Below are 26876 nucleotides of genomic sequence, written 5' to 3'. Positions count from 1 at the left end.
GGAATCCACATGGCCGAAAAATTTGTTTTTTACATGAACCGAATGACCAAGATGTATCCGCCCGGAAAGACGGTGCTCAAGGACATTTCACTGAGCTTCTATTACGGAGCAAAGATTGGCATCATCGGTACGAACGGCAGTGGTAAATCGACGCTTCTCCGCATTATGGCGGGCATCGACAAGGAATTCCAAGGCGAAGCTTGGATTGAACCGGGCCGCACCGCGGGCTACCTTCCGCAGGAACCGCAGCTCGATCCGAATCTGACTGTCAAAGAAAACGTGATGCAGGCGGTCGCCAAGAAACAGGCGATTCTTGACCGCTACAATGAAATTTCGATGAAGTTTGCCGAACCGATGAGCGATGACGAAATGAACAAGCTCATGGAAGAACAGGGAAAGCTTCAGGACCAGATCGATGCGGAAGATCTATGGAGCCTCGACCGCAAAATCGAAATCGCGATGGACGCCCTGAACTGCCCGCCGGGTGACTGGCAGGTGACGAATCTTTCGGGCGGTGAAAAGCGCCGTGTGGCTCTTTGCCGCTTGCTTCTCGAAGAACCGGACCTTTTGCTCCTTGACGAACCGACGAACCACTTGGATGCGGAATCGGTCGCTTGGCTTGAACGCCATTTGCGCGAATACAAGGGCTCCGTGATCCTCGTGACGCATGACCGTTACTTCCTCGATAATGTGACGGGCTGGATTTTGGAAATTGACCGTGGCCGTGGCATTCCATGGCAGGGCAACTATGCGGAATGGCTGGACCAGAAGCTGGACCGCATGAAGAATGAAGAAAAGGGCGAATCCGATCGCCAGAAGCGCCTTGCCCGTGAACAGGAATGGGTGAAGCAGAGCCCGAAGGCGCGTCAGGCGAAGAACAAGGCTCGTTTGAAGGCATACGAAGATCTTTTGGCGGAAGACAGCCGCGAACAGATCAAGGTCGCTCAGATTTACATTCCGAACGGAAAGCGCCTCGGCAATGTGGTGATTCAGGCGGAAAATCTGCGCAAGGCATACAACGACAAGCTCCTTTTCGAAGATCTTTCGTTTACGCTTCCGCGTTCGGGTATCGTGGGCATTATCGGTCCGAACGGTGCGGGTAAATCTACGCTGTTTAAAATTATCACGGGTCAGGAAAAGCCGGATTCGGGTTGCGTCAAGATCGGCGATACGGTGGAAATGATCACCATGGAACAGGGCCGTGAAAGCTTGGACGATACGAAGACTGTCTTTGAAACGATTGCCAACGGCAAGGATGAAATCATCCTCGGGGAACGCAAGATGAACGCTCGCGCTTACTGTGGACTTTTCAACTTCACCGGTGCCGATCAGCAGAAGAAACTTTCTGTGCTTTCGGGCGGTGAACGCAACCGCGTTCTCATGGCAAAGAATTTGCAGCGTCCGGGCAACTTGCTGTTTCTCGATGAACCGACGAATGATTTGGACATCGAAACGCTGCAGGCCTTGGAACAGGCGATTCTTCGCTTTGCAGGCTGTGCCGTGATTATTTCGCATGACCGCTGGTTTTTAGACCGCGTGGCAACTCATATTCTCGCTTACGAGGGCGATTCCAAGGTTGTCTGGTTCGAAGGCAACTGGAGCGAATATGAAGCGGACTACCGGAAACGTATGGGCGATGACGCGGATACGCCGAAGCGCTTCAAATATAAGACGCTCACGCGTGAATAAAGCGATATAGACTTGTCAAAGCGTTGGCCCTCATCGGCCAATGCTTTTTCTTTTGTCTAGGCTCAAGCCTTGGCTTGGGCTGTCATCAACAAGAAGAAACATTTATGAAGCAGATGGATTTCGAGTGGTGGAAAAAGACCGTTTGTTACGAAATTTATCCGAGTAGTTTCCAGGATTCGAATGGAGACGGAATCGGGGATATTCCGGGAATTACGAGTCGCTTGGATTACCTTGCGAGCCTGGGTGTGGGCTGTGGTAACGTATATTTTCTTTCGCAAATTCCTCTAAGGGAGTAAAAAAAATAGGATGTTCCAATTTTTAGATTTGAAATAATCACAAATCAACCTAAAAAGGACCATCCTATGGACAACAATATAATCAAAATCGACGAAGAAGGCCTCAAGAACGACCTGAAAGGAGTCATTAGAAAGACCATCGAGGAAACCCTCAACACGATGCTGGACGAGGAAGCCGCGGAGCTGTGCAACGCGGAAAGGCATGAGCGGACTGACGAGCGCAGGAACTACCGCAGCGGTCATTACCACCGCAAGCTTCTGACTTCCGCCGGAGAGGTCGACCTGTCCGTACCCAAGCTGCGCCTGGCCCCGTTCGAGACCGCCATCATCGAGCGCTACAGACGCAGGGAATCGTCCGTGGAGGAGTCTCTCATCGAGATGTACCTGGCGGGAGTATCCGTGCGCCGCGTGGAAGACGTCACGGAGCTCCTGTGGGGCTCTCGGGTCAGCGCCTCGACCGTCAGCAACCTGAACCAGAAGGTATACGGCAAGATCGAGGAATGGCGAAACAGGGCCATAGGCGGGGAATACCCCTACGTGTTCGTTGACGGCATCTACCTGAAGCGCAGCTGGGGCGGCGAAATGACCAGCGTCTCGGTACTTGTCGCGATAGGGGTGTCCGAAGACGGCTACCGGGAGATACTCGGAGCATGCGAGGGCGCAAGCGAAAGCAAGGAATGCTGGCGTAGCTTCCTCGTAAGCCTCAGGGAACGTGGCCTGAATGGCGTCCGGCTGTTCACATCGGACAAACACCTGGGCTTCCTGGAATCGGCCTCGGAAGTGTTCCCGGATGCGAAATGGCAACGCTGCATGGTGCATTTTTTCAGGAACCTGATGACAAAGATCCCTCGCAACAAGCTCGCTTCGGCCATGCCCCTGCTGAAGGCTACGTACGCCCAGGAAGACAAGGAGGCGACACTGAAAAAGGTTGCCGACGTAGAACAGAAACTGCGCGATATGGGGCTAAAATCCGCCGCAGACCTTTACCGCAAGGGCGTGATGGAGACGCTGACCTATCTCGACTTCCCGCACGAACACTGGCGCAGCATAAGGACGAACAACATCCTGGAACGCCTGAACCGGGAGATACGCAGAAGGACTCGGGTTGTGGGTTGCTTCCCGGACGGGGAATCTGCCCTGATGCTTGTGTGCGCTAGGCTAAGGCATATCGCCACGAAGGAATGGGGTACCAAGAGATACCTGAACATGAAGCATCTTTACGAGATGGAAAAGGAGAACGAGCTGAAACGGGAACAGGAAAAGGACGGAAATGTAGCCTAGATCTGATGTTGGGACAAACTATTTTTGCGAAAAACCCTTGACACTACCTGGGCTGTATTTGGGTTACGCCTGTTTACGCTTCGCCGATGAAGGATAACGGTTATGACGTCGCGGATTTTTACAAGATCAATCCGCTGTATGGCACCATGGAAGATATGGAAAACCTGATTGCCGAAGCGGACAAACGGAACATCAAAATTGTGATGGATCTTGTGTTCAACCATGTTTCGGAAGAAAGCGCCTGGTTTCAAGAATCGAAAAAGAGCAAGGATAATCCGAAGAGCGACTGGTTCATTTGGCGAGATAAACCGAACAACTGGCGAGGAATCTTTGGCGGTTCCGCTTGGAAATGGTGTGAAGAACGCAAACAGTATTACCTGCATACCTTTGGCGATTTTCAGCCAGACTTGAACTGGGAAAATCCTGAAGTGCGAAATGCGCTTTACGACATTGCGAATTTTTGGATTCAAAAAGGCGTGGGTGGATTCCGCATGGACGCGGTCGTCTACATCAAAAAACCGGCGGATTTTGCAGACGGGAAGCCGGACGCTTCGGACGGTATGGTGCTGATACATGAAATGACCGCCAACCGGGACGGCATTCTCGATTATTTGCACGAATTCAAAAAGAAGGTCTTGGACGGCAAGAATGTTTTCACCGTCGGCGAAGCGAACGGCATTCGTCCCGAAGAATTGAAGCATTGGGTAGGGAGCGAAGGCGTGTTCGACATGCTCTTTGAATTCAACCATTTGCAGGGTGGGGACATTTGGTACAACCCGAATTTGCTTTCGACTTTGGATTTGAAGAAGGCGATTTTCCAAAGCGAGAAGGCAACGGCGACGAATGGCTGGTATCCGGTCTTCTTTGAAAATCATGATAAGCCACGTTCTGTCAATGCTTATTTCCCGGATTCGGCGGATAAGGCTCTAGCGAGTAAGGCTTTGATGACGCTGTTATTGACCCTTCGGGGAACGCCTTTTGTATATGAAGGCGAAGAAATCGGGATGAGCAATGTGGAGTGGGATTCGATTGACGCTTATAACGAATTGAATTCCCGCAGCCAGTACGAGATGGCGCTCCAAGAAGGCTTTTCGCATGAACAGGCGATTGGCTTTGTGAAAGCCTTGAGCCGTGACAACGCCCGCACTCCGATGCAGTGGGACTCCGAATTCAATGCGGGCTTTACGACGGGAAAGCCTTGGCTTCCGCTGAATGAAAACTTTGTGCAGCTGAACGTTGCCACTCAGGAAAAGGATTCAAATTCTCCGTTGGCATATTTCCGCAAACTGGTACGCCTTCGCAAAGAAAACCCGGTGCTGCTACAGGGAACCTTTACGCCGATCCTTGCCGAAGATCCGCAGATCTTTGCCTTCCGCAGATCGCTTGACGGTAAAACGATGACTGTACTTGTGAACCTTTCTGAAAAAGACGCCCGCTATGCTCTCTCTCTTTTAAGCGATCAAAAGCTTTTGCTTTCGAACGAGGAAGCGCCGACGCTTGGCGTTCTCCGTCCATTCGAAGCGAATCTTTTTGAATAAAGGCTCTTGCGTCGGCGCGTTTAGAACGCTTGGGACAAGTCGAAGTTGATTCTCTGAAAGGAGAACGATTCCATTCCCCAGTTCGAGAAATCCTTTTTGAAGGTATAGTCCAGACGTAAAGTCAGGAATTCCCATTTGTAACGGATGCCCGTTCCGAAGGCGGCGTTTGTCTTTCCGCTGTAAAGACCGCTGTTCTTGTCGCTGACGTGCGTCCAGTCGTAGAATTCCACCAGTTGCCAGTTCTTGATGGCTTCAAAGGGGGAATTGATGCGCAGTTCTACGTTAAAGCGTAAATACTGCGGTGTAAGTCCCGTGTGGATGACTTCTTCGCCTTCTTCATCGGTACTTGTATAGCTCGGATAAATGCTGCGGAAACGGTAACCGCGGACGGTTCGGGAACCACCCTGGTAGAAGATGCGGGCATCGTCTTCCATCGCTTTGTCAAAGAAACGTCCATAGCTTACGCTGCCTGCAGAAAGGAACGGCCCAAATAGCGGCAGGTATCCGGTCGATGTCAATTCGCCATAGGTGTACGGATTTCCCTTCATTTCGGCGTTCCGGATGTTACCGGTAAAGTTTGCACCTGCACCAAGACGCGGAGCAAAGCGGAGACCCTTTGTCGGGTTGAAGTAATCATCGGTAAAGTCAAATGCCAACGCGGTTTCGCCTTTCACTTTGAACAGACGCGATTCATTCTTTTGCACAAAACGCGTATCGAGGGTTGCGCGAAAGCGGATGTTTTTGGAAAGGCCGAAGGTCAAGTCTCCACGGTTGATGACTTCGTAGCGTTCTTCGGTGCTGTCCGGGTACGCTGGCGGGGAAGTCTTTTCGTGGTTAAAGCTGATGTGGTCATCAAAACGGATTGCCGTCGGAATGAAGTTAAAGCGCGTTCCGAATAAAAGCGGGTTTGCATAACCGAGGGTGAGTTCCTGTTTATTCTGCGCCACGAGAATGCTTGCCGATCCTTCGTGGAAGTGCCCAAGGAAGTTCTTGTGCTTGACCATTGCCGATGCACCAAAGCCGTAAACTTCTTCAAAGAAGACGGAGTAGTGTGCTTCGCCAGGCATGCGTTCGACGGCGCTAAAGTGAATGTCGGAAAGGCTGTCGTTTCGTGGAGAGTCTTCCAGGTGAATCGAGGTAAATATCTGGGTAGAAAGAAGTTTGCTGCGGAAGGTTGCATAGGTTTTTCCGTTGATCACTTCTCCCTTGGGAATTCGCCAAAGAGAATTCAGCCAGGCGGTATCCGATAAGCCTTCGGTATCGGTGGTGTCAAGCTTTGCAATGCGTGGCGGCTTTTGAGTATGGCTCGAGAAATCTCCCATGCGCACCTGTTTTCCGGGCTCGATGTAGATTTCGACGTTTACCTGGTGATTCAAGGTGTCGAGGTATTCGAGGTAATCCGCGCGAACATGCAGGTATCCCTTTTCACGGTAAAGAACCTGGATCTGTTGCACATCGTCCGGAACGACGAGCGGGTCGTAATCGCTTCCTTCCTTAAAGCGGAGTCCCGTGAGCTTCACGGTGTCGGCGGTGGAGTCTCCCTCGATATGCATTTTGCTGAATTTGTAAGGCTTGCCTTCTTCCATGCGGAAGCGGTAAAGCGTATAGGGGACGGAGTCGTTTTTGTCGACGTGATTGCGCAGCACTTCAAGTTTTGCCGTATAGCTGAAGTAACCGGCAGAATAGTACAGAAGTTCCAAGTTGGTTCTGGCGACGCGCATCAAAAAGTCTTGACGCGTCGTATCGACAATGCCGAATTCCTCCGGAATGTCCAGTTCTATAGCCAGCTCTTCGTCGGAATAAAGGTGGTTGCCGATGAACGAGACCTTCCACGGATTTTTAATCGGAACGGCTGTAGTGTCCGCATCCGGTTCTATAGCCCAAAGCGCGACAGAAAAGAAAAGGAGAATCCAAAGGAGTTTTTGCATCACTTCTTCTCCTTTTCTGCTTCTTTTTCTTTCTTCTTTTCTTCGGAAGTTTTTCCAAATCCGAATAGGCGCGGAGACCAGAATTTGTAGCTGTAGTGAAAGCCCACGTTTTTCTCTAGACGGTGTTCGTCTTCATCTGTCGTGGTAATGTAGTTCTTTGAAATCAGGTTTGCACCGAAGTCGAGCTTTGGACTGTAATGTTCCGGGTTTTTGGTCTTGTCTTCTTCCGAGAAGGCGGGAATCGTATAAGTGATGCCCGCTTCGAGAGCGCGGTCGTATGTCGGTGTTTCACTCTGGTCCTGCTTGTATCCAAAGACAAAGCTTAAATCTTTGACCCAACGGTCGAGTGAAATCGGAATCATGAGGTAGCTCGAATCCTTTTCGGAGATAGTTTCTTCGTCAAACAGTTTGAGCTTCATACTGATGTCGCCCACATATTCACCGCCAAGCGTTTTGTTTGCCGTTGTCGTGAGAACGCTACCGATGAGTTTTCCTGCCACCTTATTTCTGTCGATTGTCGAATTTTCTTCTTCCGACATACAGCCGAGAAGAACACTGTAATATAGCGAAGCTGGGGAATCGTCTACTCCGCAGTTTGCGCTCGGCATTGGCTTTGGCGCGGTCAGCGTACCGAGAATGTCTAGGTGCACCGGGCAAGTTTCATCTTCGTCACGGTTCTCTGTCGTTTTACAGTACGGCAAATTCTGAACGCTTGAAACGTGGATAGTTCCTCTGTCCCATGGAACGTCTTGGAAAGAAATCGCAAAGGATTCCAGATCGAACTGGAAAAGATCCTTGAGACCGATCGTTCCGTTTGCGGAGTTGTTGATGTCTCCTCGGAGCAGCGGATGGTCGGTGGTTCCGAGAACCCAAAGGTCTACGGTCAGCGGGAAGTTTGCAAGGTTGGTAAGGATTGCAATCGTATCACGCTGGGAATCGCTGATGTGGAGCGAAAGGTTAAGCGGTCGGGATTTGGCGGCGGTCTTTTTCAGTGGAGGTCTTGTACGGCGCACCTTGGTAAAGAATCCGGAAAGCGTTGCTGAAATTTTGCTCAAACTGCCAAATCCAATTTCCACCGAGAAGTCTTTCTTGTAAACGGCACGGTTCAATAGGAAGTTCCCTTCAATCGTGGGGTTTGCAAAGCTTCCGTTCACGGCATGCGGCAAGTGAACGATAGCGGTACCGTGTGCCGATGCGTCTGCGTCGCCCCATTCAGGCTTGTTTAATTTGTAAGAAATCGTGTCCAGTTGCAGCGAAAGGGTGAATTCCTTTTCGGAATCTTCCAAGTGACCGTTGATTTTGCTCAAACGAATATGGTGGATTTGATTCCAGGTGAGCGAGAACTGGTCGGTGTTGATGTCCACGCTGCCTAGCGTTCCGCTCTTGAGGTTGTAACTTGCGCTTGCGAGAATGGATTCGCCTTGCGAGTTTGTCAGCTTTGCATCTGGAATGTTGAAAATGCCATCCTTGAATGTTCCACTAAAAGAAACCGGCAAAATTGGAAAACCGCGTTTAGTGTCGATTGCTGTGGAATCGGAATGGAACGAAAGATTTAAGCTGTCGAGGACGTGTCGCAAGTCACCAGTCGCGTCTGCCTTGAAATCCGTGTAAACGATTTCACCCATGTTTTCGGGCAGGAACCAAGAACCGGTCAGCTGGGCCTTGCCTGACCATTTGAATGTTGAATCAATGTCGCCGTCGAGCCAAGCGGTGCCGCCGACAGGCGTTGTGAAGTACGCAAAGATATGCCGCTTCGGTTCTAGAAGTCCGTTCACGTCAATCTGCAAGTCACCGTTCCAGGTGCGCTCGCCCGCGCTGATGTTGCCTGAAATCTGCATCTTTTCTGTTTCCGCAAAGACATCGAGCTTGGGAATCGAGAAAAAGTCCGGGGAAACATTCTTGAGACTCAAGTTCGAGAACTGCAGGGAACCTTGAAGACCGCTGCCTTTGCGGTACGAAACGTTTCCGCTAAACATACCCGTGGCAAGTGGAGACTTTTCATAAGGCGCAAGCAGAAGCGGAATGTCAAACTTGTCGGTCGACGCCCAAACGTCCACGAGTTTTGCACTGGTAAAGAAAGCTTCGGTTGAATCGTAATGCAATAACGCGGAGCCTTCGATTTCAATCGAGTTTGTACCTGTAGAAATCAAAGCCTTGTCGAGAGAGATGCTGTCGATGGAATTGTGCAACTGGAAGTGCCCGTTCAAAGGAATTTGGGCAATCTCCGTTTCCACGTCCAACTCAATGTTGCCGTTCCAAAATTCAAAGTTTTGGTTGAACGTACCGGTCGCAATACCGTCGAGACCTTGGAGCAAGGTCGTGTCTGCAAATGGAATCGTGGAAAGACGAACCTTGTGCGCTTCGCTTTCCATTTCCAAATCCAAGGTGATGAACGCTTTGCCGTAACCGCCGTCGGATTGGTTCACCTGCCAAGAAGTATGCGGGATGGAATCTTTCCATTTCACGTCACCCGTAAAGGTGAAGTTTTCTTTTGGCGTTCGAATAAATCCCTTGATAAAGTCGATTCCGTTTTTGTCCAAAACAAGAGAGGTGAAAACGGAATCCGCCTTCATCGTATAAGCGTATTCTACCGGGGCAATCGCTACGTCGGCATGTAATTTCCCATCGTGAAAAGAACCCTTTACCTGCGGACGCGTGTTCAGCTTCAAATGCTCTCCGCTCCAACGTCTTGTCCAAGCTTCGTTCGCGGCGATGTCGCCTGTAAAATCAATGTTAAACGGACCCTTGTCGAGACCGGAGATTTCTGCGTTGACGATCGAGCCTGCTTTGGTAATCACATGGGCGCTCAACGCGTCCTTGGAATTCTTGGTGGCAGAAACGGAACAGTCAAGCGGCTGGAACCTGGGACCGAACAAAGCTTCAATGCCTTGAATGTTCACGTTGACTTTACCGTTCAGGTTCTTATCGACCCTGCCTCGAATGTCGATGCGCTGACTTGAATTTTTCCCGGTCAGTTTTCCGTTCACAACGAAGTTCATTTTTTCGTTGCTCTGCACCCGCAGGTCCGCGTTCAAGGCGGGCAATGGCCAAAAGGCGCCAAGCTTTGTACGGAGACGAGCGTCGTAAGAAAACTTCTTCTTTTCCGTATTTGCGCTAAACGAAGCGTTCACATGGATGTCTTTGATAGAAACGCTTTTTGGAATCGCGCCTTTGACGAGCTTCTTCGGATTTTTGACGTGAAGCTCGGCCGTTCCCGAAATATCGCTGAGGGAGTTCTGCGGGGCGTTGAGGGCGACGGTGACGCTATCGTTATCTTCGGTAATCGCTTTGACATTTGCCGAAAGGAACTCGCCCTGCCAAGAGAGAATTACCTTGCCCGAAATCTTCCTTTCCAAATAATCCCCTTGAGCTTCTTGGAAGGAAAGCTGTGCCGCACGGTTGCCGAGAGGTTTGACCTTGAGGGAATCGACGCTCCAACTGCCGACGGAATCCACATCGGCTTGCACGTGGCCGATTCTTACGCGTGCGTCCAGCGGAATGCGAAAATCCGGGATGGCGAACGCCGCTGTGTCGTTTTCGGATTTGGGGAACTGGGACGGCTGGATCTTTGCTTTCACCGTATCCATATCGACATGGATAAAGTCTTCTGTGGGCGAAAGCATAATATGGGCTTTGACCTGCGGTTTTTGCACAGCAACGTCAAAACCAGGGCCTTCTACCCGGATAGAATTCCACCGGTGGTCCAAAAGACCGCCCGAAGAATGCCCTTGGAAGTGGACTTGGACGACCCCGTAGGTGTGGGAAGTGTTCAGATATAGACTAAGATAATAGCGTCCAAACCAGGCTAAAGCCACAAGGCAACCTACGAATATGGCGAAAATGCCAATGGCGACAGCGGGCTTTAACCGTTTCACATATTGCAATATAACTAGAAAACTATATATATTGGGGGTGTATGGAAGGTATTCGAACCATTCACCTAGCTGTTTCTGCCGATGAGGATTTTTTCCCGACTCTGAAAAAATCCGTCGAGGACTATGCGTCCGCTTTGGACGTCTCTGAAGCGGCGTTAGCTTGTGTGGAAAAGGAAACTGAACAATTGTTTGAACAGGAACTCTCTGCGTGGAAGGATTCTTGTTTTTCGCTTGAAATTTCGGCAGAACCGACGACGATTTCGATTGTCGTTTTGGGCGCTGACCATCAACCGGTTGCCAAAAGGGAAATCCCCGTCGCATGAATCAAGTTGTTGTAAAGCCCTTAGCCGAAGAGCCCGAAGTCACGCTGCTCAAACTGAGCGGTGATATCGGATTGAATGAAATTCCGCAAATTACCGCTCTAGTGGACGAATACTATGGGAAAGGCGCCCTGCACTGGGCTGTGGACCTTTCCGAAGTCAACTTTTTAAGCTCGCCTGCTGTCGGAGCGATTATGGGACTGCGGTCCCGGGTCGTTGCGCGTTTAGGGAGCATTTCCGTTTTTTCCGCTCATGCGCGCCTTGCCGAAAAGCTCAAGCTCATGGGCGTGGACCTAGTGATTCCGGCATTCCGCAATCTGCAGGCATACGTGGACCATTTCCGTTGGGAATACAAAGGCGCTTCGCGAGAAGTGAATTTGGTTTTGCCCGCAAATACTTCAGTCGTTCCGCCGACTCGCCGTTTAATCGAGGGAATTTTGCGTAGCAAGGGCTACGGGAAAAAAGACGCCTTCATCATGGAATCGATTGTCGATGAACTGGCGAATAACGCAATTGAACATGGTAAGCCGGTTGATGGCGTCTTTGAACTGAAGATGAAATTCGACAAGTTGAAAATCAATTTGACGGTGGCGAACCAGTGTGAAGAACTTTCCGATGAAGCTCAAAAGGCTTTGATTGAAAAGTATGAACATCCCAAAATGAACCCGGACTCGGTAAGAGGCCGCGGAATTGTACTTGTAAAAAAACTGTCGTCTGAAATGCGTTACCGCGTAGAACCGCGCCGCGTGGAAGTCGACATTGTCAGGATACGCGAGGGAAAATGAGTGAAAATCCAGAACTCTTGAGCATTGAAACCATTGAAAATTGTCCTAAGGCACGCCTGTTGCGCTTCGTCGGCGATTTGGATTCCACCAATGCCGAGGCGACGTCCAATCGGATCGTCGAACTCTTGGACGGTGAAGTGACGACTCTTGTCGCGGATTTTTCCCGTTTGCGCTACATCAACAGTACGGGTCTTGGCGCACTCCTTTTTGTAAACAAGAAGGTGAAAGGCGTTGGCGGCGTTTTCAAAGTGGCGAACGTGAACGAAAACGTTCTGGAAATCATCGAAATCATCGGTGCGGACCAGCTGTTGGAAATCCACAGGACCTTGGAAGAAGCACTTGCTTCCCTGAATTAATTTGTTAGACCTTTTGGAGCTTTTCTTTGATGAAAACGTTTAGAATACTTGCGTCTGTCGGCTCTGCGTTGAGCCTTTGCGCGTTGTTTGGATGCCAGTCCAAGCCTGCGGATAAGATTGTCGCTCAGGTGGGTGCGGAAAAAATTTACCAGTCCGATGTGGATTTTTTGAAGCGGGCTTCCCGTTCTTTTGCGGAACCGGGTCAGGAAAAGGCGGCTCTTGAAAATATCATCGAAGCCCGCATGATCTACCAAGAAGCGAAGAAGCTTGTGGGGGAAGAAAACCCGAACATCCAGCAGACGATGGTGAATTTGCAGGATCGCTTCTTGATGCGTGCCTTTGACGAATTCTACGTCTCCCAGAACCTTTGCCATACGGATGCGGCTCTGCAGGAATATTTTGACAAGAATAAGGCTTTGTTCGCCAAGGATTCTTGCAATCGTCTGAGCGATTGCCGCGAAAATGTGGCGATGCAGCTGTATCTGAAGGAAAACTCCGGAACGCTCCAAGGCTATACCAAAAGACTTCTCGATGCCCAGACGATTTCCAAGGTGGAACTTGCCTACGTGGTATCCGCTGATACGGCTCTTGTGAACAAAGCTTTTGCGGACTTGGATTCTCGTAAGGTTCCACTTGCGGATATCCAAGGCTTGAAGCGTGAAACCCTTCTTTCGAATTCGCGTGAAGGGGTTATGGCCGTAGATTCCGTCCGTGAAATTCTCTTTGGCAAGGATTCCTTGGCGGTCGGTGAAGTTCGCCTCATCCAAGGGCCGTCGACTTCTGTCGCCTTGAAGGTTCTGCTGCGCCGCGCACCGGACGTTTTGCCGGAAGAAGGCCGCGACTCGGTCATTGCGGAACGCTTCGTGATGGAATTCAAGAACCTGATGGCGGGGCATAGTGGCGACAGCCTGTTACAGGCGCGTTACAAGTATCGCTTGGAACCGATCCGATATCCGGAAGTGCAAAAGTATTACGACGCACATGCTGCGGAATTCAATGGCGCGCCTCTCGACAGCGTTACCTTGGAAATCGAAAGCAAAATTTCGGGCGGTAAGGATCTCCCGCTGGATTCGAACTATGTGCTTGCGACAATCGACGGCAAGCCGTTCGTTACCGAAAAGGATGTGCGAGGCTTGTATCTGGAACTTCCGGAGCGTCTTCGTCCGCAGTATCCGCGCCGTCGCCGCGTACAGATGATTTCGACGTGGAAGCTCAAAGCCTTGGCGGCTCGTGACGCAGGTCTCGACAAGACGGATCTCTTCAACAAGTTGCAGCTCATGGCCAAGATGTCTTTCTACCGAAAGGCTTTCTCTGACTCGCTTGCGAAGAATGGCTTCTTTACTCCGGAAGATTCTTTGAAGACAGTTTTTGCAAAGTATGGCGCGGCAATTTTCCCGAATGCGACTTTGGAACAGGTCTCCGGCGACATGGGCGTTTTTGCTCAGACACCGGACAAGGCTTTCCTGTACGAATATTACCGTGAACAGGATAAGCTTCCGAAAACGGAAAACTTGGATTCAATCAAGGTACTCGTTTACAAGGGTGCGGCGGCAGGCTTTGCCCGCAGCTGGTTTGAACGCTTTAGAAGGGAAGCCTTCAAGAAGCATCCGGTTTCGGTCATCGACAAGTTTTACCTGCCGCGAGAAGACCTCTTCTCGACAGAGGATTTGCAAGCTCGTGCAGATTCCATGTATGCGAACAGGAACCTTTCTGGTGCATGGCTCACGTGGGAACGCATCAAGGATCTTTCGGTCGATGAAGAAGACTCCTTGTATGCCCGTTCGATCCTCGAACTTGCGAAGCTCGATGCGGAACGCGGAAAATTTGTGGAATCCGAAAAGGAATATGCGGCCTTCCTCGCGATGTGGCCCGAATCTCCGTTCGCGGAAAAGGCGATGTTCGCCCGTGGCTTCCAGCTGCGTGAAAATTTGAAGAAGGACACCGCTGCTCTCGCTGTTTTGACTCAATTTATGGAAAAATACCCGAAAAGTGACCTCCGTGAGTCGGTGGAATGGCTTATTAAAGACATCCAAAGCGGCGGAAAACTGTCGGAAGAATTGAATCGGAAGATTTCCGAGCAGGAATAAAAGACGAAATAATTATATTTGGACAACCTTTCAAGGCGGTATAATATTATGGAAATGACATTTGCTATGATCAAGCCGAATGGCGTGAAGTCAGGTCTTATCGGTCGCATTTTGGATCGCTACACGAGCGCTCGTCTCTCGGTTGTCGGTCTCAAGTTGCACCAGATGACTTCTGAAGAAGCCCGCGGTTTTTATGCAGAACACGTGAACAAGCCGTTCTTTCCGGAACTCGAAGCGTACATGACCAAGGGACCTTCGGTCATGATCGCTCTCGCTGGTGAAAACGCAATTGCGGCTGTCCGCGCAATCAACGGCGCTACCAATCCGGCCAAGGCTGAACCGGGTACGCTCCGTTACGACTTTGCCCCGTCGATGACCGAAAATGTCGTCCACAGTTCCGATAGCCCGGCAAGCGCTGAACGCGAAGTGGCTTTCTGGTTCAAGAAAGAAGATCTTTATGAGTACGAAGCGGCTTCCAACAAGGCTTGCACCGTTCTCGGCTAATATTCACACTTAAGGAGACAAAACCACATGCAATGGATAATCAAGTATCTGACTTCTTCTATCGGTAAGAAGCAGATCATGGGTGCTAGCGGTGCATGCCTTGCGCTGTTCATCTTTGGACACATGGTTGGTAACTTGCAACTTATCAACTTGGACCAATCTGTCGCGCAGGCCCACTACAACGCTTACACGCAGTTGCTCACGGGAATGAAGCCGATGATTTATTTCATCGAACTCGGACTTGTGGCTCTGTTCATCATTCACGTCGGCCTCGCTATTAAGCTGAAGATTGAAAACCGCAAGGCTCGCGGTCCTGAAGCTTATGAAGTGAACGCTCGCAAGGGTCACAAGACTTTCGCAAGCTTCACCATGATTTGGTCCGGCATTTTCGTTCTCGGCTTCGTGATCCAGCATTTGATGGTTCTCAAGTTCGGCGTTCACTACCTGTACGAAAATGAAAAAGGCATGATCATTCGTGACATGTGGCTCACGACGATCGACATGTTCGCAAGTCCGTTCTGGACCGTCTTCTATTTGATCAGCATGTTTGTTATCGGCATGCACTTGTTCCACGCGATTTCTTCTGCATTCCAGACGATGGGTGTCGCTCACCAGAAGTGGACTCCGATTATCGACCTCGCAGGCGTTGTCTACAGCGTAATCGTGGCGCTCGGTTTCGCTTTCGAAGCCGCTTTCTCTTGCTACATCGCTAACACCGATGAAGTCAAGAAGATGCGTGAAGTGGCTCGTAGCGAAGTCTACCAGCAGAAGCTTGAAGTTCAGAAGCAACAGCAGATGCAGGAAAAGGAATCCAAGAAGACTTCCGCCGTGAAGCTTGAAGATGGTTTCCAGTATTCCTACGTCATGAACAAGGAAGGAGCTCGCTAATATGATTCTGGATGCCCATATTCCTGGTGGTTCTATCTCCGAAAAATGGACGCGTCACAAGTTTGAACTCAAACTCGTGAACCCGACCAACAAGCGTAAATTCAAGGTCATCGTCGTCGGTACGGGTCTTGCTGGTGCAAGTGCCGCAGCCTCCCTCGGTGAACTTGGCTACAACGTTCTTGCGTTCTGCTATCAAGACTCGCCACGTCGTGCACACTCCATTGCAGCACAGGGCGGTATCAACGCAGCCAAGAACTATACGAACGACGGCGACTCCGTTTATCGTCTCTTCTACGATACCGTGAAGGGCGGTGACTTCCGCGCACGTGAAGCGAACGTGCATCGTCTCGCTGAAAACTCGAATTTGATTATTGACCAGTGCGTGGCTCAGGGCGTTCCGTTCGGCCGTGACTACGGTGGACTTCTTGCTAACCGTTCCTTCGGTGGTACTCAGGTTTCCCGTACGTTCTATGCACGAGGCCAGACCGGTCAGCAGCTCCTTCTCGGCGCTTACCAGGCGATGATGCGCCAGGTCGCTAAGGGTTCTGTGAAGCTGTTCCCGCGTCGCGATATGCAGGACCTCGTCGTCATTGACGGTAAGGCTCGCGGTATCGTGGTGCGTAACCTCATTACCGGTGCTCTTGAAAGCTATGAAGCTGATGCAGTCTGCCTTGCAACGGGTGGCTACGGCAACGTCTTCTACCTTTCTACCAACGCAAAGGGCTGTAACGTGAGCCCGGCTTGGCAGGCTTATAAGAAGGGTGCGCTCTTTGCAAACCCGTGCTACACGCAGATTCACCCGACTTGCATTCCGGTTACCGGCGATCACCAGTCGAAACTCACGTTGATGAGTGAATCTCTCCGTAACGACGGTCGTATTTGGGTTCCGAAAAAGGTCGGCGATACCCGCCCGGCTAACGAAATTCCGGAAGACGAACGTTACTACTACCTCGAAGAACGTTATCCGTCCTTTGGTAACTTGGTGCCGCGTGACGTGGCTTCCCGCAATGCAAAGATGGTCTGCGACCAAGGCATGGGTGTGGGTGCAACGAAGCGTGCCGTTTACCTCGACTTTGCTGATGCTATTAAGCGCATGGGCGTGTCGGGCGTTTCTGCCAAGTATGGTAACCTCTTCCAGATGTATGAAAAGATTACCGACGAAGACCCGTACAAGGTTCCGATGCGCATTTACCCGGCTAGCCACTATACCATGGGTGGTCTCTGGGTAGACTACAACTTGATGAGCACGATCCCGGGCTGCTTCGTTCTCGGTGAAGCGAATTTCTCTGACCACGGTGCTAACCGTCTTGGCGCTTCTGCTTTGATGCAGGGCCTTTCCGATGGTTACTTCGTGATTCCGTACACCATCGGCGGTTACTTCGCAGGCACGAAGCTTGAAAAGGTTTCTGCTTCGGATCCGGCGTTCAAGGCTGCGGAAGCTCAGACGATGGAACGCTTGAACAAGATCTTGAACATCCACGGTAAGCGCAACGTTTCCGACATTCACCGTGAACTCGGTCAGGTGATGTGGGATTACGTCGGCATGGGCCGTAACAAGGCAGGTCTTGAAAAGGCTCTCGAACGCATTCCGGAAATCCGTGACGAATTCTGGAACAATGCGAACGTGCTCGGTAGCGAAGGTGACTTCAACCAGAATCTCGAAAATGCAAACCACGTGGCAGACTTCCTCGAATTCGCGGAACTCCTCGCACGCGACGCTTTGCACCGTGAAGAATCCTGCGGTGGTCATTTCCGTGAAGAACATCAGACTGCAGAAGGCGAAGCGATGCGCGACGACGAAAACTTCTGCTATGTCGGTGCTTGGGAATACAAGGGTGACGGACAGGCGCCGGAACTCTCCAAGGAACCTCTCACATTCGATAATGTTCACCTCGTGACCCGGAGTTACAAATAATGAGCGGAAATATGCATCTGACTTTGAAAATCTGGCGTCAGCCGAATGCCAAGACCAAAGGTCAATTTGAAACTGTAAAAATCGACGGCATTTCCCCGGATATGTCTTTCCTCGAAATGCTCGATATCGTCAACGATCGCGAAATGAAGCAGGGCAAGGAAGGCTTTGCTTTCGACCACGACTGCCGTGAAGGTATTTGCGGTATGTGCTCTCTCGTGATCAACGGTATGCCGCATGGTCCTGACCATGGCATTACCACTTGCCAGCTTCACATGCGCAAGTTCAAGGATGGCGATACGATCGTGATCGAACCGTGGCGTGCTTCGGCATTCCCGGTCATCAAGGACTGCGTTGTAAACCGTAGCGCGTTCGACCGTATTATTCAGGCTGGCGGCTTTGTCAGCGTGAATACGGGTGCCGCTCCGGAAGCCGCTTCTATTCCGGTTCCGAAGGATCAGGCTGACCGTGCGTTCGACGCTGCGGCTTGCATTGGTTGCGGTGCTTGCGTCGCTGCCTGTAAGAACTCTTCCGCAATGCTCTTCGTTTCTGCCAAGGTTTCTCACCTGAGCTTCTTGCCGCAGGGCAAGGTCGAAGCGAAGAAGCGCGTTCTTGCGATGGTCGCCCAGATGGATAAGGAAGGCTTCGGCAACTGCACGAACCTTTACGAATGCCAGGCGGCTTGCCCGAAGGGTATTACCGTGGATTACATCGCTAAGATGAACCGCGAATACCTGATGGCTACGGCTACCTACGCGGAAAAGGTCTACGGTAAGGACTAATCCGCTCAGTGTTATTGCGAGTGCCGTAGGCACGAAGCAAACCTTAGCTTTGAAAAAGGACTGCTTTGAAAAAGGCGGTCCTTTTTTTGTATCCGGTTTTGAAAAGACTATATTTAGTATTGAATTCAGTCCAGTGCGAGAATGTATGTCGGAATTAAAAAACATTAAACCTATCTCGTATGTCAAGGCCAATGCGGCGAAGGTCTTGGATCATGTCTGTGAGACGCGATCTCCTTATATTGTGACGCAAAATGGCGAGGCGAGGGGAGTCCTTTTGGACATTGACACTTACCAGTCGATGCAAGACGGTTTAAAGCTTTTTAAGCTGTTTGCGCAAAGCGAAGGCGAAGTTGCGAAAGGCAAAATCATCCGTCAAAAAGATCTCTTTGCTTCTTTGGAGAAGGAACTGAATGCCAAGTAAAAAGTTCGCTGTAGAATGGACAGAATCCGCCGCTGCAGATTTAAGAGGGATTGTCTTGTACATTGCAGAGAACAGTCTGCAAAATGCTCGGCAGATATTTGCAAAGATCAAGACCGAATGTGAAAACTTGGAAAAGTTCCCGGAGATGGGGAAGGTCCCTGCAGAATTGGAAGCTTTGCAAATCGGTGGATATCGGGAATTGGTCGTAGCTCCTTGGCGCATTTTTTATCGCAAGGATACAGAGCGTATTGTTGTTTTGACTGTTATTGATTCGCGACGAAATATTGACGATGCGGTTTGGAAACGAATGATGCGGTGAGTGTCTTTTTTTTGAAATGAACATATATTTGGGTTGTTGGAATTTTATTTGGATATCGGCATGGCAGAAAGAAAATCGTCTAAGAAGAAAGTTGTAGAAAAGTCCGTAGAGGCGTCCCTCTGGGAGTCTGCGAACAAGTTGCGCGGCAGCGTGGAACCCGCCGAATACAAGCATGTGGTGCTTTCGCTTATCTTCCTCAAGTTTGCAAGCGACAAGTTCGAGGAACAGCGCGAAAAGCTCATCGCCGCCGGCCGCCAGAAATACGTGGAAATGCCCGAGTTCTACAACAAGGACAACGTCTTTTACCTAGAAGAAACTTCCCGCTGGAGCTTTATCATCGAGCATGCCCGCCAAAGCGACATTGCGCTCCTGATCGATACCGCGCTTGCGAACATCGAAAAGAAGAACAAGGCGTTGCGCGGGGCACTCCCCGACAACTATTTCTCGCGCCTGCAACTCGACACCGCAAAACTCGCGGCGCTCATCAGCGACATCGACGGCATCGACACCATCAAAGACAAGGAACAGGATGTTGTCGGGCGCGTGTATGAATATTTCCTCGGAAAGTTCGCCATCGCCGAAGGCAAGGGCAAAGGCGAATTCTATACGCCCAAGACAATCGTCGGTCTCATCGCCGAAATGATTGAACCCTACCGCGGCAAGATTTACGACCCCTGCTGCGGTTCGGGCGGCATGTTCGTGCAAAGCATGAAGTTTATCGAGGCGCATCACGGCAACAAGCGCGAAGTCTCCGTATATGGCCAGGAATACACCGGCACCACGTATAAACTTGCGAAGATGAATCTCGCCATCCGCGGCATCTCCGGCAACCTGGGCGACAAACCCGCCGACACCTTTGCCGAAGACCAGCACAAGGATTTGAAAGCCGACTTTATCATGGCGAACCCGCCGTTCAACCAGAAATCGTGGCGTGCCGAAAACGAACTCCTCGACGACCCGCGCTGGAAAGGCTACACCGTGCCGCCCACGAGCAACGCGAACTACGGCTGGATTCTGAACATCCTCTCGAAACTCTCCGAAAACGGCGTAGCGGGCTTTCTGCTCAGTAACGGCGCGCTCAGCGGCGAAGGCGACGAACAGCAAATCCGCAAGGAACTTTTGCAGAACGACAAGGTCGAGGCAATCCTCATTCTGCCCCGCAACATGTTCTACTCCACCGACATCAGCGTGACGCTCTGGATTCTGAACAACAACAAGACCGCCCGCGAAGTCAAGGTCGGCGATTCCATGCGCAAGTACAGGAGCCGCAAAGGCGAAGTGCTCTTTATGGACCTGCGCCAGATGGGCGAACCCTTCGAAAAGAAATACACCCAGTTCAGCGCCGAGGACATCGCAAAAATCAGCGGCACCTACCACAAGTGGCAAACGCAGAAAATCAAGGACGAACCCGAATTCTGCGCCACCGCCACCCTCAAGGAAATCGAGGCGAAAAACTGGTCGCTCGTGCCGAGCAAGTACATCGAATTCAAGAACCGCGATGAGGCCGTGAACTTTGACGAAAAGATGCGCGAACTCCAAGCGGAAATGCGCACCCTCCTCAAAGCCGAAAAAGAAAGCGAAAAGGAACTCGCCAAAGTGTTCAAGAACCTGGGATTTGAATTGTAGCGTGATGGAAAGCAGGCACTATTGCATACAAAAGCGGACGAATGTATATCAAGGCAAAATGATTAACCTTTAAGGAACGATATGCCCGAAAGTCAGAACATCGAGTACAAGGAATCGTGGCGAGATGAGTATATCAAGTGGATATGCGGTTTTGCGAATGCTCAAGGTGGAAAGATTTTTGTAGGCGTAGATGACAAGGGACATGTCATCGGATTGCAGAATGCCAAGAAGCTCATGGAAGATATCCCGAATAAAGTCAGGGATGCATTGGGCTTGCTGGTAGATGTAAACCTGCTTTCTGTAGATTCCAAGGAATACATCGAAATCTCGATTTCTCCGAGTACATATCCCGTAAACTATAAAGGCGAATATCATTACCGGACCGGGAGTACAAAGCAGCTTTTGCAAGGTGCTTCGCTCACGCAGTTTTTGCTGAACAAGACCGGAACAAAATGGGACGCGGTCCCTGTCGATGGAGTCAGCTTTAGGGATTTGGACAAGGAAAGCTTCGACATCTTCCGCCGGGAGGCGAAAAAGTCGGGCCGGATGACTGCGCAAGATTTGTCGATGACGGACGAAGAACTGTTGGACAGCCTGAATCTGGTTGTAGATGGAAAATTGACCCGCGCCGCAGTCTTGCTTTTTCACCGCAAGCCGGAAAAATGGTTTGGCGGCGCATACGTGAAAATAGGTTTTTTTGGCGATGGGCCCGATTTGCAATACCAAGATGAAATTTACGGTTCGTTGTTCATTCAGGCTGATCGAGTCGTCGAGCTCATTTACCTCAAGTATTTCAAGGCACGCATCAGTTACGACGGCCTGATTCGGGTGGAACGCTACCCCATTCCAAAGGATGCCATGCGCGAAGCCGTTTACAACGCCCTGATGCATTCGAATTACTCCTCTGGAGTTCCGATTCAAATTCGCATACACGAGAACGAAGTCCTTATAAGCAACGATTGCATTTTCCCGGCCAATTGGACCGTCGAAACATTGATGCAACGGCACCGTTCTGAACAATACAACCCCAAAATCGCAAACGCGTTCTTTAGGGCGGGCTACGTGGAAGCGTGGGGCAGGGGCATCGAAAACATGTGCAAACTTTGCAAGGATTATGGAGTCAAGACGGAATATACTGTGCACCCCGGGGATGTGATGCTTGCATTTTTTGCCAAGCAAGAGACTGCGGCCACCCAATCCGCCACCCAATCGACCACCCAATCGACCACCCAATCGACTCAAAAATACTTGCCGATTGAAATCAAACTTATGCATTATCTGGTAGCCAATCCACGTGCAACTCAGGGTCAAATTGCAAAATACTTGGGAATGAACTTGAATACCACCAAGTATTATTTGAACAAACTAGGTAAACTTGAAGTCCCCGCGATTAAGCACGAAGGCACGACAAGAAAAGGCTCGTGGATGGTTTTGATAGACTTGGAGAATCTATGACAGGGCAGAATATGAAACGGCTTGGAGACTACATACGGCCCGTAGATCTGTTGCGCAATCGTTGCAAATTATATATATTTCAAACAGGTTGATTTTGGTGCGGAAAGTCTATTTTTTTACATATTTTCCGCACCATAATCGGTATATTTTGCCATTTTTGAGCGAAAAAATGAGGGCGTATGGACTATTCAGAGAAAATTGTTGGCCGGCAAGAAGAGCAAAAGACCTTGCAAAAATGCTTTGAAAGTCCGAAAGCGGAGTTTGTCGCAATCTATGGTCGCAGGCGAATAGGGAAGACGTTCCTTGTCAAGCAATTTTTCAAGGAAGAATTCGATTTCTATACAACAGGGGTGTATCAGGTAAGCAAGGCTGAACAACTGAGAAACTGGAAAAAGCAACTTCAAAAGTTCAGCGGGCAAAGTACAAACATTCCCAAGAACTGGTTTGAGGCCTTTGACCAGCTGGAAAATTACCTTCGGACATTAAAGAAAAAAAGGATTGTCGTATTTATTGACGAACTGCCGTGGCTTGACACGCCGAAATCCAATTTCCTCAGGGCCCTGGAAATGTTTTGGAACAGCTGGGGAGCCGATTGCCAAAGGTTGAAACTGGTGGTTTGCGGCAGCGCTACGACCTGGATGGTGAACAAGCTGTTGGGCGACAAGGGCGGACTGCACAATAGGGTGACTAGGCCTATCTATCTTGCTCCCTTTTCGTTGCTTGAAACCCGTAAATACCTTGCAAAAGAAAACTTTGACTGGTCTGATTCGGAAATCGTCGAAACCTACATGTGCCTGGGTGGAACACCCTACTATCTATCGTTGCTAGATTCGTCGCTTAGCTTGAGGCAAAATATAGATAAGCTTTTTTTCAAGAGAAACGCCGTACTCAGGACAGAATACGACTTTCTGTTTCGGTCGCTCTTTAACGAATCGACAATTTACAGGAAGGTTGTAGAACTGTTGTCCGCAAAGCTTGTGGGCCTCACAAGGAACGCTATTATTTCGGGACTTGGTGCGGCAGATAACGGAAAATTGAGCGAAGTCCTGGAAAATCTGGAAAAGTGCGACTTTATCCGCCATTACCAGTCTTTTGGCAAAAAAAGGAATGAGGCTCTGTTTCAGTTGACCGACATGTTTACGTTGTTCTTTTTGCGGTTCGTAAAGGACTACAAGGGCATGAATGAAAATGCGTGGAGCAATTTGTCTGACAGCAAACGCAATGCGTGGCAGGGGTATGCGTTCGAACAAGTTTGCATACACCACGTCGCTCAAGTGAAAGCGGCTTTGGGTATATCGGGAATCGAAAGCGACGTCTGTTCGTGGTCAAAGAAAAACGGCAAGAAAGGTTCCCAGATAGACTTGATTATAGACCGGAGCGACAAGGTGATAGACCTGTGCGAAATAAAGTATTGTGACAGACCCTTCGAGATAAAGAAAGACTATGCCGAGTGGTTGAAGGAACGCCGTGACATTTTCAGGGATGATGTGAAGACTAACAAGACGCTGCACTTGACAATGATTGCGCCTTTTGGAGTGGCGAATGGAAAATACGCGTCTTTAATACAAAGTATTGTTAAAGCGGAGGATCTGTTTCGATGATGAATCGGCTTGGAGACTACATACGACCCGTAGATGTGCGGAACAGGGACTTGAAAGTGACGCGGTTACTTGGCGTGAGCATCACGAAAGAATTCATGCCCTCTATCGCCAATATTGTCGGCACAGATTTGTCCGCCTATAAAGTGGTGACCAAGGGGCAATTTGCTTATGGTCCCGTAACGTCTCGCAATGGTGATAAAATTTCAGTTGCCTTGTTGGACGGATATGACGACGCCATCATTTCGCAGGCCTATACCGTTTTTGAAGTCGTTGATACGAACGCCCTGGATCCCGAATATCTGATGATGTGGTTCCGTCGCCCGGAATTTGACCGCTACGCCCGCTTCCATTCTCACGGCAGCGCCCGCGAGGTCTTTGACTGGGAAGAAATGTGCGAAGTCCAGGTCCCCGTCCCCGCGATAGAAAAACAGCGCGAAATTGTCGCCGAATACAACACCCTCGCCACCCGCATCGAAACTAACAAGAAACTCATCGCCACCCTCGAACAAACCGCCCAAACCCTCTACCGCCACACCTTCATTGACAACATCGACCCCAACAATCTGCCGCAGGGATGGAGAATGGGAACTTTGGGGGAGATTGCTGAAATTACAAGTGGAAAAACTTGTGTGGATAAAAAGGATGTTTCTGAAGGCAATTATAAATACCCTGTTGCTGGTGCGTCTGGTATAATTGGATATTCTAATGAATTTAACCAAGACGAAAGATTGATGACAACTGGGAGAGTAGGGACTTTAGGCATAGTTAATCGGTATAACGAACGATTATATACAGCGGATAATGTTCTTGTTATCAAAGCAAAATTTTATGAATATTGCTATCAGATTTTGAATCGCCTTGATTATGCTGAAATAACGAAGGGCGGGGTGCAAAGTCTAATTACTCAAACGGATCTCAAGAATATTTCGATAAATATTCCAACTGATACGGAATTGAAACAATTTGAAATAACGAATTCAAAATTGTTTGAACATGTAAAATACAAAATAGACGAAAACCAAACCCTAACTCAAATGCAAACCCTTCTCCTCTCCAAAATGGGGTACTAAAAAGGTAAAAGCTATGTCTTTGGAATCTGCGTATGTTATAAAATGGTATGGCCCCAGACCGAAAGTTACTGGGAGCGCAACTTGAAGTTTAAATGCAATTTATATTTGATAAGGGGGAAAGAACCAAATCAAAGGAAGTGTCGTTTTTATTGTGGCATGACTCGTGCTCAACAAGGTGTTTACAAAAGATTTCAAAATACAAATCATCCCATTAAGTCTATGGAGCTGAGAGATGGACTTGAAATATGGGTTGGTTGTTTAAGTAATATAAGGCGATCCGCTTCATTTGAAGACCATGTTTTTTTGTGCGAAAAGATAATTACCAGCGTAATGACTCAAATTGAATTGGACCCAAATGAGATTAAAAATGCCACAAATTTTTCGGCTCCAGATACAAATGTTTATGTAATAAATGAGTGGTGCTCTCCTGATGGTCGAAAATGGGATAAAATTAAGGGAAAGGATGTTCCGCAGGTGATTCCGGATGTTATCGCTTTTAATGCTGTAACGCATGCTGTGTATTATACGGAACGTTTGACGAATAAGACGGAAATGAAATAGTTGGCACAAATCTTGCTGCGGTTTAACGAACGTCTTTTATTATATGCGAAGATTGAATGGTTGAATAGGCTATTTCCAAATGGATTTCAATGGTTGACGGCATGTTGACCAAGCGGTTAATCCAATTAGAGTGTTTACAAATTAAACGCTTGTTGTTTTTTACGTATCAAAATGAAACGAAATGCCCTTGAAAGTGGTGATTTGTTTGCAAATAATGAGTTGGCATAGATATTGCTAATAAAGAATCGACTTCGGCAATGGTGCTAAGGGGTTTATACAAGGGGTTGGGAATGCCTGAACTACGTACATACAACTTATTCATCAGTCACTCTTGGAGCTACAGTAATGCTTATGAGCGCTTGACTGATTTCTTCAACGAACATCCTTATTTCCAATGGAAGGATTATTCGGTTCCTCAAGATGATCCTATTCATAACTGTGGGACAGATCGTCAGTTAGAGGATGCTATTCGTGGGAAAATTCTGCATGCATCTTGCGTGGTAATTCTTGCCGGAGTCTACGCTACCTATTCTAAGTGGATTAACAAGGAAATTCGCATTGCCAAGGAACTTGATAAGCCTATTGTTGCAGTGCAGCCATGGGGGGCAGAAAAAACATCCAAGATTGTCAAGGATAATGCGGATATAATCGCCGGTTGGAATAGTGATTCCATTGTCGACGCAATTCGTAAATTGGCTAAATAGGAGGAAATGTGAAGGTTTTTATTTCTCATCAGCAAAAGGATGCTGTAGCGGCAAAAACGGTTTATGACACGCTTCGTTACAATGGTGTTGAAGCTTATCTTGACTTATTGGATTCTGCGTTATTGAAGGATGGGCGGCAACTTACTAGTCATATTGTGTCAAAGATAGACGAAAGTACAGATGTAATCGCAGTAGTTTCTGATAATACAAAAGAATCCTGGTGGGTTCCTTTTGAAATTGGTGTTGCAACGGATAAACCACGTCCAATAGCCACGTATATATGCGGTTGGGTATCATTGCCCGAATACCTCGATTTTTGGCCTCAATTACGTACACCATCGGATATTAATGCATATGTACAAAAACGTCAAGGCTTAGCATATAGGTACCTGGACAATACAATGAATCTTCTTGAATCTATTGGAAGAAGAAAGGATAGAATCGCAGAGTTTTATACTGCGCTAAATAATGAAATCCATTGGAGACCGTAATGATGGAAAAGAGAAAAAGAGTCTTTACTAGTTTTGCAATTGAAGATCAATTGTTGTCAATTTTCCTGCATGGACAAGCTCGCAACGAAGCATCTCCCTTTGATTTTGTAGACATGTCGGTAAAAGAACCGTGGGACAACGCCTGGAAAACCAATTGTCGTACTCGAATTAAGGGGTGTGATGGCCTTATTGCTATCATCACTAAAAATACTCCAAAAGCTGATGGTCAATTGTGGGAAATCCGATGTGCTTATGAAGAGGAAATTCCCGTGATGTTGATGTATGGAAGTGATGATCGGCCGGCATCTTTGCCTCTGATTCTTCAGGGGAAGAGAATCAACATCTGGAGCTGGGAAAATATCAAAGCGTTCATAGAACGGCTATAGT

Annotated in this window: 23 protein-coding genes and 1 pseudogene; 22 read left to right on the top strand and 2 right to left on the bottom strand. The window is 49.1% G+C overall.

The window, feature by feature from the left end; translation table 11 throughout:
• Nucleotides 1-9 precede the first annotated feature (9 nt).
• From ettA to BGX16_RS02310, 4 genes and pseudogenes are all read left to right on the top strand, one after another.
• Nucleotides 10-1689, top strand: coding sequence for an energy-dependent translational throttle protein EttA (gene ettA, locus BGX16_RS02325; RefSeq protein WP_100424608.1), 1680 nt, complete (start codon nucleotides 10-12; stop codon nucleotides 1687-1689).
• Between the two features lie 113 nt (nucleotides 1690-1802).
• Nucleotides 1803-1940, top strand: a pseudogene (locus BGX16_RS02320) (alpha-amylase family glycosyl hydrolase); the annotation flags it as partial.
• Between the two features lie 111 nt (nucleotides 1941-2051).
• Nucleotides 2052-3266, top strand: a complete 1215-nt coding sequence (locus BGX16_RS02315) for an IS256 family transposase (RefSeq protein WP_100424606.1) — start codon at nucleotides 2052-2054, stop codon at nucleotides 3264-3266.
• Between the two features lie 47 nt (nucleotides 3267-3313).
• The gene (locus BGX16_RS02310; protein ID WP_338072472.1) at nucleotides 3314-4804 is read left to right on the top strand and encodes a glycoside hydrolase family 13 protein; all 1491 of its coding nucleotides are present in this window, start codon (nucleotides 3314-3316) and stop codon (nucleotides 4802-4804) included.
• A 20-nt stretch (nucleotides 4805-4824) separates the two neighbouring features.
• Here BGX16_RS02310 and BGX16_RS02305 read toward each other — a convergent pair whose 3' ends face one another.
• Nucleotides 4825-6732 carry a BamA/TamA family outer membrane protein gene (locus BGX16_RS02305; RefSeq protein WP_100424604.1) on the bottom strand — a complete coding sequence of 636 codons (1908 nt, stop codon included), beginning with the start codon at nucleotides 6730-6732 and terminating at the stop codon, nucleotides 4825-4827.
• Nucleotides 6732-10607: a translocation/assembly module TamB domain-containing protein gene (locus tag BGX16_RS02300; protein ID WP_157797833.1), complete on the bottom strand. Its 3876-nt coding sequence runs from the start codon at nucleotides 10605-10607 to the stop codon at nucleotides 6732-6734. Before BGX16_RS02300 ends, BGX16_RS02305 begins: the two co-directional genes overlap by 1 nt.
• A gap of 41 nt (nucleotides 10608-10648) precedes the next feature.
• Between BGX16_RS02300 and BGX16_RS02295 the strand changes: the two genes are divergently transcribed.
• The 18 genes from BGX16_RS02295 (at nucleotide 10649) to BGX16_RS02210 (ending at nucleotide 26875) form a co-directional block, all read left to right on the top strand.
• Nucleotides 10649-10930: a hypothetical protein gene (locus BGX16_RS02295; RefSeq protein WP_100424602.1), complete on the top strand. Its 282-nt coding sequence runs from the start codon at nucleotides 10649-10651 to the stop codon at nucleotides 10928-10930.
• Entirely contained in the window at nucleotides 10927-11712 is a 786-nt protein-coding gene (locus BGX16_RS02290; protein WP_100424601.1) for an ATP-binding protein, read from the top strand. Before BGX16_RS02295 ends, BGX16_RS02290 begins: the two co-directional genes overlap by 4 nt.
• Nucleotides 11709-12068, top strand: a complete 360-nt coding sequence (locus tag BGX16_RS02285) for an STAS domain-containing protein (RefSeq protein WP_100424600.1) — start codon at nucleotides 11709-11711, stop codon at nucleotides 12066-12068. The genes BGX16_RS02290 and BGX16_RS02285 overlap by 4 nt, the downstream gene beginning before the upstream one ends.
• 29 nt (nucleotides 12069-12097) lie before the next feature.
• Nucleotides 12098-14155, top strand: a complete 2058-nt coding sequence (locus tag BGX16_RS02280) for a hypothetical protein (RefSeq protein ID WP_157797832.1) — start codon at nucleotides 12098-12100, stop codon at nucleotides 14153-14155.
• A 48-nt stretch (nucleotides 14156-14203) separates the two neighbouring features.
• Complete coding sequence (gene ndk / locus BGX16_RS02275) at nucleotides 14204-14659, top strand: nucleoside-diphosphate kinase (RefSeq protein WP_100424598.1); 456 nt, start codon at nucleotides 14204-14206, stop codon at nucleotides 14657-14659.
• A 27-nt stretch (nucleotides 14660-14686) separates the two neighbouring features.
• Nucleotides 14687-15547: a succinate dehydrogenase cytochrome b subunit gene (locus BGX16_RS02270; protein WP_100424597.1), complete on the top strand. Its 861-nt coding sequence runs from the start codon at nucleotides 14687-14689 to the stop codon at nucleotides 15545-15547.
• Between the two features lies 1 nt (nucleotide 15548).
• A complete protein-coding gene (locus BGX16_RS02265; RefSeq protein ID WP_100424596.1) occupies nucleotides 15549-17462 on the top strand; it encodes a fumarate reductase/succinate dehydrogenase flavoprotein subunit in 1914 nt (637 codons plus the stop codon).
• On the top strand, nucleotides 17462-18241 hold the full coding sequence (locus BGX16_RS02260; protein WP_100424595.1) for a succinate dehydrogenase/fumarate reductase iron-sulfur subunit: 780 nt from the start codon (nucleotides 17462-17464) through the stop codon (nucleotides 18239-18241). Before BGX16_RS02265 ends, BGX16_RS02260 begins: the two co-directional genes overlap by 1 nt.
• A 145-nt stretch (nucleotides 18242-18386) precedes the next feature.
• A complete protein-coding gene (locus BGX16_RS02255) occupies nucleotides 18387-18662 on the top strand; it encodes a type II toxin-antitoxin system Phd/YefM family antitoxin (RefSeq protein WP_100424594.1) in 276 nt (91 codons plus the stop codon).
• On the top strand, nucleotides 18652-18981 hold the full coding sequence (locus tag BGX16_RS02250) for a type II toxin-antitoxin system RelE/ParE family toxin (RefSeq protein WP_100424593.1): 330 nt from the start codon (nucleotides 18652-18654) through the stop codon (nucleotides 18979-18981). Before BGX16_RS02255 ends, BGX16_RS02250 begins: the two co-directional genes overlap by 11 nt.
• Before the next feature lie 60 nt (nucleotides 18982-19041).
• Nucleotides 19042-20607 carry a type I restriction-modification system subunit M gene (locus tag BGX16_RS02245; RefSeq protein WP_100426725.1) on the top strand — a complete coding sequence of 522 codons (1566 nt, stop codon included), beginning with the start codon at nucleotides 19042-19044 and terminating at the stop codon, nucleotides 20605-20607.
• 81 nt (nucleotides 20608-20688) lie between these two features.
• Nucleotides 20689-22062 (top strand): RNA-binding domain-containing protein, encoded by a 1374-nt coding sequence (locus BGX16_RS02240; RefSeq protein WP_100424592.1) that lies wholly within the window; start codon nucleotides 20689-20691, stop codon nucleotides 22060-22062.
• A 179-nt stretch (nucleotides 22063-22241) separates the two neighbouring features.
• Nucleotides 22242-23663, top strand: a complete 1422-nt coding sequence (locus tag BGX16_RS02235; RefSeq protein WP_073306412.1) for an AAA family ATPase — start codon at nucleotides 22242-22244, stop codon at nucleotides 23661-23663.
• 56 nt (nucleotides 23664-23719) lie between these two features.
• The gene (locus BGX16_RS02230) at nucleotides 23720-24733 is read left to right on the top strand and encodes a restriction endonuclease subunit S (protein WP_241899576.1); all 1014 of its coding nucleotides are present in this window, start codon (nucleotides 23720-23722) and stop codon (nucleotides 24731-24733) included.
• Nucleotides 24734-24889: 156 nt separating this feature from the next.
• Entirely contained in the window at nucleotides 24890-25294 is a 405-nt protein-coding gene (locus BGX16_RS02225) for a hypothetical protein (protein ID WP_157797830.1), read from the top strand.
• 290 nt (nucleotides 25295-25584) lie between these two features.
• Nucleotides 25585-25998 (top strand): TIR domain-containing protein, encoded by a 414-nt coding sequence (locus BGX16_RS02220; protein WP_100426724.1) that lies wholly within the window; start codon nucleotides 25585-25587, stop codon nucleotides 25996-25998.
• A gap of 8 nt (nucleotides 25999-26006) precedes the next feature.
• The gene (locus tag BGX16_RS02215; RefSeq protein WP_157797829.1) at nucleotides 26007-26489 is read left to right on the top strand and encodes a toll/interleukin-1 receptor domain-containing protein; all 483 of its coding nucleotides are present in this window, start codon (nucleotides 26007-26009) and stop codon (nucleotides 26487-26489) included.
• On the top strand, nucleotides 26489-26875 hold the full coding sequence (locus tag BGX16_RS02210) for a hypothetical protein (RefSeq protein WP_198514839.1): 387 nt from the start codon (nucleotides 26489-26491) through the stop codon (nucleotides 26873-26875). The genes BGX16_RS02215 and BGX16_RS02210 overlap by 1 nt, the downstream gene beginning before the upstream one ends.
• The last annotated feature ends 1 nt before the right edge of the window (nucleotide 26876 follow it).

Source organism: Hallerella succinigenes, from assembly GCF_002797675.1.
In the GTDB taxonomy this organism is placed as follows: Bacteria; Fibrobacterota; Fibrobacteria; order Fibrobacterales; family Fibrobacteraceae; genus Hallerella; species Hallerella succinigenes.
This window is presented reverse-complemented; position numbering and strand designations above follow the sequence as displayed.